Origin of the sequence: Caballeronia sp. AZ1_KS37 (assembly GCF_023631165.1) — a bacterium.
GTDB lineage: Bacteria > Pseudomonadota > Gammaproteobacteria > Burkholderiales > Burkholderiaceae > Caballeronia > Caballeronia zhejiangensis.
This window is the reverse complement of the sequence record NZ_JALQDP010000043.1, coordinates 302,460-314,986: the sequence shown is the minus strand read 5'-3', so window position 1 is coordinate 314,986 and position 12,527 is coordinate 302,460. Positions and strand designations below refer to the sequence as shown.

The window sequence follows — 12,527 nt, the reverse complement described above, 5'->3', positions numbered from 1 at the left end:
TTTGATAAGGCGAGATTGGTCGCACGGCGCTAGGCGGCAATTGCATTGGCTTCGCGCGTGACTCGGCCGCGAGCCACGTGCGCGTCGTAGAGCGCAACGGCCCCCATGATGGCGACGATCGCACTGAAGGCGCATGCCGCCAGCAAAGCTGCTAATCGTTTTTCGTTGGCAGCGAGCTCTGCCGCGCGCAGTCTCTCTGCTGAGTCGAGATCACGTCGCTGCGCTGCTAGGGCTGCAGCAAGCGCCGTCTCGTCCCTGAAGCCGTATTTCGACAGCAGCAACGGACGGCCAGCGGCCGGGACGTGTTCCATCGCGTCGGACAAGCCCTGAAGTCGTGCGGCGATGCTTGTATCAACGACGACCTGAACGGCTGAGCGTTCGATCGTGAACTGGCGCGCGACAACGCTGACCGCTCCGGTCATGCCGATGGCTGAGGCACTAAGGAACGCGATGGTCGCAATGTGACTTACTTTCATGGACGTGCTCGAAGGGATTACACGCACGCGCGTGCACCTCGAAATTCTGATCTCAGCAAGCCAGCGGCGGACCGGCGAAAGGGACCGAAATAGTTGCGCCTTTTGAGGTGGCTGCGCGCGCTTGCGCGTTTTCCGCCAACCGTAGATGTATCGCCAACGGCGGGCGGCGGCTGAGGTTATCCCCAAGGTTAGCCACAGAAACTGTGGATAAGGTTTCCGAGCCTGAGCACGAAAGGCACCATGAAAAGATCGCCTTTCGTGTCAGCGGCGGAGCCTCGTGCATGTACTGTTGCACTATCACCCGCGCTTCTAGCGCATCGACGATGCGGCGCTAAGCAAGCTCGCCGCGCAATCAATATCCTTTCTCAACCCGCAGGGGCATGTCCCCTTTGCGGGCGTGCGCCTGCTGATTTCTTGGAGCAACGCATGTACACGCAATTGATCGAGCAGTTCAAGACGGCCCAAGCGGCAGCAGCCGTGGCATATCACGCTGTCGTTCAGGCGGAGCGCGATGTCTTCGCAGACGGGCTGACCGAGTATTCGGCGATGGAAGTGCGCAGCGAATACAAGGTCGAACGCGAGCTCAACACGTTCTGTCGTAGGGTGCTGTCCCGGCTTGTGATGGAGGCAAGCCGCAAGTTCGCGCCCGCCGGCGGCAGAATCGAGATCGACCAGAGTCGCGAACTCGACCGATGCGGCCTCGATATCGAAGAGGATCTGAGGAAAGACAAGATCCCTGACTTGGACGGCTTCTGGCAACACCTCGAGCGGACGTTCGGCGGTGAAGCTGGCGAGCGCGTTGCGTTCGAGCAGGCAGCCAAGGCCATCATCGACGGCTTCTGGCTGAAGCCCGATACCGAGATCAAGCGCACCAGCAGTGCGGTGATTCTCGAAAAGCGCGTCACCTCGCAGTCGTGCTTCCATTCGAAGGGGCAACGCGAGGTCTATTACTCCTCTCAGCAGGCGGTTGCCACAACCTTCGACGGCTTGGCGACCTTCGCGAAGAAGCATCAGTTCGGCGCGCTGGCGATGCAACTGCGCAACTTCAGCGTCCATCGACTGACGTTCTCCACTCGCGAGAAGCTGTCGTTCACGGGGCTGGAGATCGTGCTGTTCAACGACAAATGGCAGTTCAAGTTCGCTCACGACGTGGGCGACGCGTTGTCCCTCTTCATTAGTGAGTTCGGCGCCAAGTACCTCGCCTCGCGCGACCGGTACTAAGGCGTCCACCGTTCCATCCTTTCGACCCGCTTCGGCGGGTCTTATTTTTTCTAGAGGCAATTCATGCAGAGAGATCTGTTTTCATTCGAGCGCGACTGGTATGAGCCGTTGCGTGCGATCAGAAGTTTGGGTTCGCAGGCGCCGTCCATCGCCCATCAGGGCGAGCTGGCCGCGGCGCGCCGTCAGCACCTCGGGCAGTTCTTCACGCCGGACGCCATTGCGGCGTTCATGTGGAGCTTCGTCAGCGGCTGGGAGGTCAATCGGCTTATTCGGGTCCTGGATAACTCGGTCGGCTCGGGCCGGCTGCTTCAGTACGCGGACCCGGAACGCCATGCCGTGTACGGCGTCGACGTCCACGCCGATGTCATCCAGCAATGCCAAAAGGTGTTCGAGGACGCGGGGTTTGATTGCGAGTTTCGGCAAGCTGGCATGGAGGATATCCATCCGGCGCGCTTCGACATCGCGATCATCAATCCGCCGTTCTCGATCCATCTGGAGTCGCCGCACCTGCAGACGCTGGAATGCACCACGTGGGGCCGGTACGGCGCGCACACCAGCGCGTTGAGCCACGACTACGCCGTGCACCAGGCGCTTGAGGCGGCGAATATCGTCGTCGCGCTCCTGCCGCTCACGACCGCTGAGTCGATGGTCGCGGGCGAGCAAGGCGAACGTTTGAAACGCCGCTCAGCGGGCTTGTTTGAACTGCCGGCGGACGCGTTCAAGCTCGAAGGCGCGAACGTGCGGACAGCGGTAGTGGTGTTCGACCGCTACCGCGATCGTCCCTCGGACTTCGTGCGCGCGGTGGTCGAGGATCTAGCCATGCCTGGCCCGGATCTTGGTCTTCACTTCGAAGATCGGTCATTCGGGGAGGCGAGGTTGCGATTGCAGAAGCTCGATGACAGCGTGCCGTTCATCACGCGTGCTGTGACGGGCGACAAGTCGGTCAAGGTCTCGCACGATGGCCGGCGGATTCGCTTGTCGTTCGCCTGCGGCTTCAACGAAGCGATGGTGCTCAACGCGGTTCTCGTGAAGCGCATCTACTCGCGCGACGGCCACCGCCTGCCGCGTGGCTTTCGTTACTCAGGCCAAGGCTTGCTGGATATGGAAACGTATCTTGTGCAAGACAATCCGGTTGCGGCCTTTGGTCAGTTGCTTGTTCGAATCCGCAGCGTCGGTGGCGAGCCGCAACTCGCGCCCGGCTTCATGGAGCACTTCAGCAGACGCATGCGTCGCAGCGTACGACAGGCGATACCGCTGCGGCACGTGGCGTGGACAACTGGCGCTGGATCGCGAGATCAGGTGTCGGGCATCGCGAAAGAGACCCACAAGGTCGATGCGACCCGCTGGGCCAGTCCGCTCATCAAGGCGGGCGACGAAGTCCAGTTCGACCGCGAAGCCGACGGACGGTACCGATACGCGCTGCATGGCGTCTGGTATCACCTGTCGGTCGACGAGCTCAATGCGCGGTTCGCGGTCGAGAACGTCAGCGAGGAATGGGAGGTGGTGCACGAAGGTCTGTGCACGCGCTTTCCTGACCAAGCCGCGGCGCTGCGCTCGCGCGTGAAGGCGCTCGGCGTCGATCAGTGGCTCGATTGGGAGTTTCAGGTCGATGATCTGGTCGAAACGCTGTTGAAGCCGACCGGTTGCGTCGTTGCGTGGGAGCAGGGCTGCGGCAAGTCCCGGCTCGCGTTGGCGCTGATCCTTGTCTCGGGCGTAAAGCACGGTCTCATCGTTGTTGAGTCCCGGCTCATCGAGGAGATGTTGAAGGAGATTGCTCAGTTGCCGATCTCGGCCGATCAGGTGAAGGTGATCGAGTCGGCAGCAGATCTTGACGACCTTCGGCGAATCAACCTCATCGCGTATGAGCGCCTGCGCATGCCGGTCGACAAGGCGGCTTCGTCGCGGCTGACCTATGCGCACCGGCTGCGTCGTCGGATCGGACTGCTGGTGGCCGACGAAGGCGAGCGCCTCGCCAATCCGACTAGCGATCAGAGCCGCGCGCTCTGGCAGCTTTCGGCGCGGCGACGGTTCGTTTTGACGGGAAGTCCGATCCCGAACTACCCCAGAGACGCGTTCGGGTTGATTGCGTTCTCCGGTGGTGATGGAACGGCAGCACAGCCCTACGGCTACCGCGTCGGTTATCTCGAGCAGAACTGGATCAATTCGGTGGAGTACGCGATGCGCGGCGTCGATCGATTCAGGGATGACTTCGTGGTGCTGGAGTGGGTGACGTGGCAGTTCGCGGAGAGCCTGCAGGATGGGGCGAAACGCGAGGTGCCGAAGATCGGCAATTTGCATCTGTACCGGGCGATGCTTGCGCCGCACATCAAGCGGCGGCTGGTCGCAGAGCCTGAAGTCTCGCGTTACATCCAGATCGAGCCACCCGAATTTGAGGTGGAAACGGTCGACTGGGATCGCGGGCATTTGGCCGCGTACCTGCGCGCTGCTGACGAGTTCGCCGATTGGTATCGCTCATCCCGCGATGACAAGAAGGCGTGCAACCTGGTGACGATCCTCGCTCGTATCCGTGCTGTTCACTTCTCCGCCAACTACCCGCAGTTCGGGATGGAGGGCGTGGAGTACATCGGTGGGCTGACGAGCAAGCAACGCGCGATCGTGGCCCGTATGAAGGCGATCGCGGCGGAAGGCAAGCAAGCAATCGTGTTTGCCGAGAACCCCGACGTGCTCGATCTTCTGGCGCGCGAGCTGGATGCGCATGGTGTGCAGACAGTCCCGTTTCATGGCGAGATCCCGATCAAGCGTCGCGTGGCCGATAAGGACAAGCGCTTCTTGGGCGGACTGGCAACCGGGCTGATGGCAACCAAGGCATCGGGCCGCGCGGGCTATAACTTGCCGAACGCCGACTACATCCTCTTCTACGACCGGTCGTGGACGTGGCGCATCGAGTATCAGGCGATGCGTCGCGCGCTGCGCTGGAATCGGAAGGGCGTGTTGAAGGTGCTGTATTTCCACCTGCCCGGCAGCATCGACGAGTATCAGGACCAGATGGTCGCACACAAACGTGACGCGACTCAGGCGGGGCTGGACTGGGCGACGCCGGAACTGGAGGACGAGACGTTCTTGCATATGGACTCCCTGCTGGATCGCTTTGTCGACGACCTTGCATTGCTATCGGCGGAAACCTCCGGTGACATGCGCAAACTTTTGAAGGAGGCAGCGTAAATGCCGAAAGACTCGAACGTGTATGTCGTGGTCGGGGAGGGCGTCGTCACGGTTAAACGTGAAGGCTCCAATCGCGCGGTGCTGGCGAACGTCCTCGGCAAGGTACAAGTCGATGGCGTCGAGGTGCTGTGCCTTGACCGCCTCGTCCATGAAAGCCATGAGCAGCAATTCGGCGAGTGGACGCTGGCAGGGGCAGTCACGACTTTGTTGTCTCGATCTATGCTGCCCGCGACTGGCGCAGCGGCATAGGACACAGCGGCATCCTCGGATGCCGCTCGTCATCCCCTTTAATAACAACCCGGCTTCCGCGCCGGGTTTTTTTTCATCCTTCACCCGAGATCGAATGACCGGTCGGCCACGCGTCGGGAGGTTTTCGCCATCGCGAGCGCGAGTGTTCGTTGCACCGCATCATTTGGCCCTTAAAGCCAATACGCTCCGTTCGCGGTCTGGTGTTCCCCGGTTATGCGCCGATCGTCTTGGGCGCCGGCGTTCTGCCGGCGTACTTTTTCACTCATGGCATGATGCGAACAGGCGCCACTTCGAGCGCCGGTCACGCCACGACAATGCTATGAGTGATTCGCCGACACCGCGCAGCCGATCCATCGCCTTCACCGTCCCAACGCACTTAGCCGAAGCACTCCAAGAGACCGTTGACGACTTCCTTGTTAAAGCGGCGGGCGGAACGACACCCGCGCAGCGAGCGGCTGAGATACGCGCTCAGGATCGCGACGCGAGCTTGGATTCGCTTGCCCATCTCCTTGACGTAGCGGAAGGTAGCTCCGGACAAGCGCGCGTCGCTGCCCAGTTCCTGGCAGGCCTCTACAACGGCGACGACTTCCCATTCAGCCTCTCGGACTTTCGACGGCTCGACGATGATTTGCTGGAGCACTGCATGCAGGTGCTGCGGCTGGACAGTCGGCACGCGACGGAAGTGCATCGTTACTTTCCTAATGGGGAAGCGCGCTGGCTGGCGATGATCAGACGATGGGGGCTGGCTGATGAGCCGGCGCACACGCCGCTGCCGGACGACGACCTCGTGCATTCGTGTCAGTACGAAAACAAGTTGGACGCGCCCGGGTATCGAGACGTCACACTATTCCTTAAGGTCGCGGTCGGTGCAGACGACGTTCGGTCAGTCGGCCTCGCGTTATCTGCGGCCGATTCAGAGCGGCTCGCGGCGGACATCGTCGCGGTACATCGCCTCGCGTGGACGCGCGGCAAGCCGCTGGATGCGGACGAGAATGAGCCGCGACCCGCCTGGCTCTGAAAGACGGCATAAATTCGTGAGCTTTTGCGGAGCAAGCTCGCGAAATAACCCGCTATCTTTGCTCTATCAACCGCGTCATAGACGCATCGACCCCGCGCCGACTCCCGTCAGCCCACGTTGTTCAACCCTTTGGGAACCACTCCCAAAGGGAGCAGGTTCCCTCTTAGGAGCCCTGCCATGCAACAGCAACCTACTCTCGCCCTCAAGCAAATTCAGGTCAGCGTCAATCCCCGCAAGTACTTCGATGCGGCGGAGATGGAAGAGTTGACCGCTTCCGTTCGCGAAAAAGGCGTCATTCAGCCCGTCATCGTGCGCACGCTCGCCGACGGTGGCTTCAGCCTCGTCGCTGGCGGCCGCAGATACAAGGCGGCGCTCGCGGCGCACGGCGAGGTTTATGAGATCCCCGTCGTCGTTCGCGACATCGATGAAGTCGAAGCGAAGCAGCTCGCCATCATCGAGAACATCCAGCGAGCCGACATGTCGCCCGCCGAAGAAGCCATTGCCGCAGCGGAGCAAGTCGGGCTGTGCAAGGGCGATCGCGACGAAGTCGCGCGCATCTTCGGTTGGTCGCGCGCGACGTTGGATAAACGCCTCGCGCTGATGAACTGCAGCACGCCCGTGCTCGATGCGCTCAGCACCCGCCAAATCCTCCTCGGTCACGCCGAGCTGCTGGCTGCGCTCCCCAAGGAGACGCAGGACAAGCTGCTGCCGGTGATCATCAAGGAGGGTAAGGCGGTGGCGGAGGTCAAGAAAACCATCGAACAGGTCGCCTGTTCGTTGGCAGCCGCGATCTTCGACAAGGCCGACTGCGCCGGATGCCCGCACAACTCGTCCACGCAGGGTGAGATGTTCGGCGAATCCATCGGTACGGGAAACTGTACGAACCGCACCTGCTACAACGAGAAGACCGAAAAGATGCTCGACGCGACGGCCACCGGTCTGCGCGACGAATATCCGGTCGTGCGCATCGTCCGTGCTGGCGACAACCACACGCGCGTGCAACTCGCTGTCGACGGCCCGAAAGGCGTCGGCGAAGAGCAGGCGAAGGCGTGTCACGCGTGCCAGAACTACGGCGCGGCGGTGAGCGGCCTGCCTGACTCGATCGGCAAGGTCTATCGCGGCCAGTGCTTTGACACCGTCTGCAACATGAAGAAGGTGGCGGCGCAACTGCAAGCGGTCAAGGCCGCGACGCAGCCGAAGCCCGAAGCAGCCAAGGCGGGCGCGAAAGCGTCGCCCGCCGCAGCGAAGGGCTCGGCCGGTTCGTCCGCGGCATCGACGACAAGCAATCCGCCGGCGACGGTGGTGGCTGAGTCGGACCGGATCAAATCGTATCGCGTGGCGTTGTGGCGAAAAGCCCTGCGCCGCGAGGTGGGAGCCGATCCCGCGCTCGCTCAGCGATATCTCGTTGCAATCGCACTGTCCGACCAGATGCGCTGCGTCGATCAGAAGACGCTGTCCGGCATCTGGGAAAAGCTCACGCAAGAGCAGATCCCGGCTGGCGACGTCTCGAAAGCGGCTGCGGCTTCCACCGCTGCCGACGACGCGCAAATCGCTCATGCCGTGACTGGCGTGACGGTTGCCGCGATTCAAGGCCTCGACGTCCAGCACCTCACGCGTCTCTGTAAGCACCATCACCTCGATCTCGCGAAGCACTGGAAACTCTGCAAGGAATTTCTGGAACTGATCACGAAGTCGGAAATGATGGTGGTCGCTGACGAACTCGGCATTCGTGCCGCGCTCGGCGACAACTTCAAGAAGGTCTTCGGCAAGTCCAAGTCCGAGGTCATCGACGCGCTTCTGGCGGTCGAAGGCTTCGACTACGCGGGCAAGATCCCGAAGGTTCTCAAGTTCTAACGCGCGGCTCGCCCGTGCATCGATCGTAGTTTCCATCCCTTTAAAGACCGCCTCCGCGCGGTCTTTTTTTCTTTCTCAGGAGTTTTCCATGTTTGCAGCTATTGAACCGCTTCTGCGTCACTGCACGAAGCTCACGTTGTCCTTGCAGATGAAGGGCGACGAGATGGTTGTCTGTGTCATGCCGCAAGGCACGGCAAAAGACGCCGCCATGCTTCAGCCGCTCGCACTCACCGCGATGGCGGCCGAACTCGACGCCGGCTTCGTCGACGCGCTCGCGGCCTATACGGGCGCGCACGCGTCGCTCGCCGAGCAGGTTGCTGCGACCACCGCCATCCTCGAGGCCGCCAAGACGACGCAAGTCTCCAAAGCGACCAAGACGCTGGCTAAGGGCGGAAGCAAGCCTGCTTTGCCGGCGCCCGGCAGATCGACCACCGATGCAGACAACGATGATGACGACGCGAGTGACGACGCTCAAGGGCAGAGCACCGCCCCGACTGCGTCGTCGGCATCAACCGCAGCGGAAGCATCGGCGGAACCGGCTAACACCGGGACCAACCTCGCATCGCTTTTCGACTAAGGAGCAGACATGGCTATCCAAGTTGCGAAGCTCACGCGCGAGTTCGTCTACAACGGCGTGACGTTCCCCGATCCGGGGCCGACCTTCTCGCCCGACGATGTCCGCGATCTCTACTCCGCGCAGTATCCGGAGCTGACGACGGCGGCGATCGACGGGCCGACGACGGAAGGCGATGTGATGCGCTTCACGTTCGTGCGGGCGGCCGGTGCCAAGGGTGCAGTCTTGCCCTGCAGCGTCCATGCGTAAGCGCGACCTCCTTAAAGCCTTGTCCGACCCGGACCTGGCCCTTTCCCATCAGCAACCGCCCGGAAGGGCGGTTTTTTTTCATGACAAGGAGATCGAGCAATGCTCTTCGATCCTCGCCCGTCTGGTGCAGAAGTCGCTGTCTCGGGAGAGCCTTGGCAACCGCGACGCGCTCCCTCTGCCAGACGTCGAACTCTCAATGATTTTTTAAGCCTCCCGGCCATCGGCTCGGACGTCAAAACGCGCGCAGTGATGCGCTGGAACGCCGAAAAGGATGTCGCCAGTCTCATCGCCGCCCAGTTCAACTCGGGCGTGCTGAGGCCACGCGACGTTCCGGAGTTCAAAGGCGCGGGTGACGCGCTTGCCCACGGCTTTTTTGCGTGGGCAAAGCGTCATACGCCGCGTCTGGACTGCCTCGGCTTTGACTTCGTGGTGTGCGACGTGCAGGCGGTGCAAGACGTTGTCCAGTATCAGGAGGACAGCAGCGAGTTCAATCCGACCTCGCCCGTTTATCTCGGCATCGAGATAACGGAGGAGAGCATCTTCGAGATCGGCAGACGTGCCGCCGAGCTTCGCAATCTTCATCCGCGGTTGGTGTCGACGGTCATGGTGCTGATCAACCGTGCAGCCGGACGCACGATGTGGGTTCGGACACCGGACGAGTTCCTCGGGGAATTCGCTTCCTGGTTTTGGGATGGCGACTCGAACGCAACCGATGAGGAAGCGCGCGAGATGCTGACGGACCGGTTCGGCGACGACGAAGCGGAGATCGAGCATTACCTCCCTTCCGTTGTACGTCCGCAGCTTTGTCCCGACGACATGGACGTCTACCGCTGGAACGCAAAGAGCCGACGCTATCTGCCTCAACGGGCGCTTGGCGTCGCGGCCCTTAGGCGGCTTCAGCGCTTTACCTCCGGGCGCACGCGTCGCATCTGCGCGGAGCTCGAAAAGCTCTCGCTGATGCTGCAGCGGGTGGGCAATCGCGACCTCTTCGGTTGCGAGTATCGGCCCCATTGCGCATATGCAGCCGCCACGCTCACCGTGCAAAACGACGGGCGTGTGGGTGAAGTACTCGATTCGCACTACGAGTACCTCGCCAGCGCCGGCGACGGCACGACCTACCTCGGCTTTACGCCGCTTGCCTCTACCCCTGACGCCATCCGTAAGCAGTACGCGGACTGGTCGCAGGGCTTATCCATTCTTGGCCAACTCGACCGCGTCATCGCGTGTCTCGCGGCATAACGAGGAGTTTTGTATGAAAGGGCTTGATATTGGCTCCGACCGCGTCGACGAACTCGCGGCGATCAGCGCCATCTTGCTTTACGGCCGTCAGGACCGCAGCGCCGTCTACGGCACCGTTCATCCGGTGATGCAGGGCAAAAGCGGCCGCGCGACGATAGGTGCCGGAAGGCCGATCGACCGCATGGCGCTTGTTGATTGCCTGCGTGAGCTGGCTCAGAACGCGGCACCGAAGGCGGAATTTCTGCCTGAGACGGTGCTCGCAGTGTCGCAAGAGGCGGTGATGTGGTGGTGCAGACCGGCGATGCGAAGAGTTTTCTTCGATTGTCAGGAGATCGGGCGGCGCAGTGCGGTCGTCCCGCATCCAGGGTTGGTGTTCCGTGCAGCTTCGAGCGGGTTTTCCGTGTTCGCGCTGCGGGATGACAGCCGGCCAACGCCTGAATCGAAGCTGCATGAACCGCCTTACTTTAACACCTGGGACTGGGGGCGTATCTGCATCGGCTCGGCGCACGTTCCTAAGCGCATCGATATCGAGTCGATCGGCGGATGGGAGGACGGATTCTTTGAATCGGCCTTCACACACCCCAACCACGGCAACAAACGTGTCTCGCATCCAAACGGCGAATTCGCTTTCTGGAAGGAAATGCTCGACGGCAACTACGGCGAGCAATTCCCGAAAGACGCGCTCGTCCCTATGGACCTTACCCTCGCTGAGCTGATCGCCGGCAAACAAGGAGTTCGATGATGAATGCTGGTGCTTTGAATCCTGCAGATGCCGCGCTTCAACGCTCATTTCCGACTGTCATGGTGCCCCGGCGTGAGCCGGTCGGGCCAATGCAGGCGGCGGGTGAGCGGCTGCTGATCGGCGAGAACGGTGTCTTTCTCGAAATCGATCTGCCGTGGCTCTCGGTTGTCCGCCGCATTGCGCACTACACGGTCCCGACCGCGATCCCCTACGGGAAAGTGGCCGAGTCGACCGAGTTGCGCTGTGGTGCGGTGCCGCCCGAGTTGATCGGCGAGTTCGTCGCGATGGCGCGCGCCGCGCATCCGCTGGAAGCCGGTGCGTGGATCGTCTGGAACGTCGAGACGAAGCAATTTCGCCTCGCGCCTGTGAAGGTGCTGTCGCAGGGGACCGGGTCGCTGAAGTACGAGCGGCCGAATCTTCTGCCAAGCGAACTGCGGGTGATCGACTGCCATTCGCATGGCGCGCATCCCGCGTACTTCTCGCCGACAGACAACGAAGATGACCGGCATGAGACGAAGTTCGCCTTCGTCGTCGGCAACTGCGCGTCGCCAGTGCCGAGCATGGCGCTGCGGCTGTGCGCCAAAGGCATCTTTGAGAACGTCGAGCGCGTGCCGAGCAGTTGGTACGCGGCGGCTCGCGCTGAGGAGGTTGCATGAACGGGTCCATCCGACATCAACTTCCTTCGCGGATGCTCGAGCGAAGCTGGAATGTGGTCGTAGTAGGCGCGGGCGGCACCGGAAGTGCGGTGCTCCCGAGCTTGGCGCGGCTGCACCACGCGATGCTGGAACTGGGCCATCCGGGCGGCATCGACTGCACTGTCTTTGATGACGACACCGTCAGCCCGACCAACGTCGGCCGGCAGGGCTTCTATCCGAACGATGTGGGCGAGTACAAAGCCTCGCTTATCGTCAATCGGCTAAACGCACTGATGGGCACGAACTGGCGGGCGGAAACGCGGCGCTTCGGGCCGGGCGAGCCGCTCTACAACGTCGATCTCGTGATCGGCTGCGTCGACACGCGGGCCGCGCGGGCCGCGATTGTTGGCGCCGCCCAGCACACAGGGGCGTATTACCTCGACTGCGGCAACGACACGGATCGCGGCCAAGTTGTCATCGGTCAAGTCTGTGGCAAGAGCTACGCGCTGAAACATCCGGAACGGCTGCCGCATGTGGGGGAGTTGTTCCCGGAACTGATCGACGCGAAGCTCGATGCAAAAGAGGAGACCCCGTCCTGTTCGATGGCCGAGGCGCTGCGCAAGCAGTCGCTGGTCATCAATCAGGCCATCTCGGTCCACGCGTTCAACATGCTCTGGACCATGTTTCGAACCGGCGCTGTGCCGTTCTCGGGCGTGTTTGTGAACCTCGCAACGGGGCGCACGAATCCGATTCCGTTGGATCCGGCTGCGTGGGCGCGTTTTGGGTACGAAGTCCCGAAGCCGCCTGTGAAGAAAGCGAGGAAGAGCCGAAAGGCGAAGCTCGCTGCCTAGGTAGTCGCTGTTTCATCACTGCCGACCTCCGCAAGGGGTCGGCATTCCTATTTCACGTCCCAGCGGGTACGCAGCCCGTTGGGGCTGCTCCGCGTATCAATGGAGCAAAACATGGGTTCTTCGATTTTGACGGGCAAGCGCGCAGGCGCAATGCAGAAGGCCGACGGCGAGTGGATCTACGCGCTGTTCGAGCGTGGCTATGAGTCGAACGTCTATCCGCATACCGACCACTGGTC

At 61.9% G+C, this 12,527-nt stretch carries 13 protein-coding genes; 12 read left to right on the top strand and 1 reads right to left on the bottom strand.

Features of this window, described 5'->3' with window-relative positions; genetic code table 11:
- Nucleotides 1–29 precede the first annotated feature (29 nt).
- Nucleotides 30–476, bottom strand: coding sequence for a hypothetical protein (locus NCS00_RS30595; RefSeq protein ID WP_250441967.1), 447 nt, complete (start codon nucleotides 474–476; stop codon nucleotides 30–32).
- Nucleotides 477–902: 426 nt separating this feature from the next.
- On the opposite strand from NCS00_RS30595, the gene NCS00_RS30590 reads away from it, so the two are divergent.
- From NCS00_RS30590 to NCS00_RS30535, 12 genes are all read left to right on the top strand, one after another.
- The gene (locus tag NCS00_RS30590; RefSeq protein ID WP_250441966.1) at nucleotides 903–1,697 is read left to right on the top strand and encodes a hypothetical protein; all 795 of its coding nucleotides are present in this window, start codon (nucleotides 903–905) and stop codon (nucleotides 1,695–1,697) included.
- A 63-nt stretch (nucleotides 1,698–1,760) separates the two neighbouring features.
- Nucleotides 1,761–4,880 (top strand): SNF2-related protein, encoded by a 3,120-nt coding sequence (locus NCS00_RS30585; RefSeq protein WP_250441965.1) that lies wholly within the window; start codon nucleotides 1,761–1,763, stop codon nucleotides 4,878–4,880.
- Nucleotides 4,881–5,129 (top strand): hypothetical protein, encoded by a 249-nt coding sequence (locus NCS00_RS30580; RefSeq protein WP_250441963.1) that lies wholly within the window; start codon nucleotides 4,881–4,883, stop codon nucleotides 5,127–5,129.
- Nucleotides 5,130–5,448: 319 nt separating this feature from the next.
- On the top strand, nucleotides 5,449–6,147 hold the full coding sequence (locus NCS00_RS30575; protein WP_250441961.1) for a DUF7673 family protein: 699 nt from the start codon (nucleotides 5,449–5,451) through the stop codon (nucleotides 6,145–6,147).
- Between the two features lie 177 nt (nucleotides 6,148–6,324).
- Complete coding sequence (locus NCS00_RS30570; protein WP_250441959.1) at nucleotides 6,325–8,001, top strand: PRTRC system ParB family protein; 1,677 nt, start codon at nucleotides 6,325–6,327, stop codon at nucleotides 7,999–8,001.
- An 88-nt stretch (nucleotides 8,002–8,089) separates the two neighbouring features.
- A complete protein-coding gene (locus tag NCS00_RS30565) occupies nucleotides 8,090–8,578 on the top strand; it encodes a PRTRC system protein E (RefSeq protein WP_250441958.1) in 489 nt (162 codons plus the stop codon).
- Between the two features lie 9 nt (nucleotides 8,579–8,587).
- Nucleotides 8,588–8,824 (top strand): PRTRC system protein C, encoded by a 237-nt coding sequence (locus NCS00_RS30560; RefSeq protein WP_062255097.1) that lies wholly within the window; start codon nucleotides 8,588–8,590, stop codon nucleotides 8,822–8,824.
- Entirely contained in the window at nucleotides 8,817–9,032 is a 216-nt protein-coding gene (locus NCS00_RS30555; protein ID WP_250441957.1) for a hypothetical protein, read from the top strand. The genes NCS00_RS30560 and NCS00_RS30555 overlap by 8 nt, the downstream gene beginning before the upstream one ends.
- A 41-nt stretch (nucleotides 9,033–9,073) precedes the next feature.
- Nucleotides 9,074–10,063: a PRTRC system protein F gene (locus NCS00_RS30550; RefSeq protein ID WP_250441956.1), complete on the top strand. Its 990-nt coding sequence runs from the start codon at nucleotides 9,074–9,076 to the stop codon at nucleotides 10,061–10,063.
- 13 nt (nucleotides 10,064–10,076) lie between these two features.
- Nucleotides 10,077–10,805, top strand: coding sequence for a PRTRC system protein B (locus NCS00_RS30545; protein ID WP_250441955.1), 729 nt, complete (start codon nucleotides 10,077–10,079; stop codon nucleotides 10,803–10,805).
- Complete coding sequence (locus NCS00_RS30540) at nucleotides 10,805–11,461, top strand: PRTRC system protein A (protein ID WP_250442081.1); 657 nt, start codon at nucleotides 10,805–10,807, stop codon at nucleotides 11,459–11,461. Before NCS00_RS30545 ends, NCS00_RS30540 begins: the two co-directional genes overlap by 1 nt.
- Nucleotides 11,458–12,291 carry a PRTRC system ThiF family protein gene (locus tag NCS00_RS30535; protein ID WP_250441954.1) on the top strand — a complete coding sequence of 278 codons (834 nt, stop codon included), beginning with the start codon at nucleotides 11,458–11,460 and terminating at the stop codon, nucleotides 12,289–12,291. Before NCS00_RS30540 ends, NCS00_RS30535 begins: the two co-directional genes overlap by 4 nt.
- Nucleotides 12,292–12,527 lie beyond the last annotated feature (236 nt).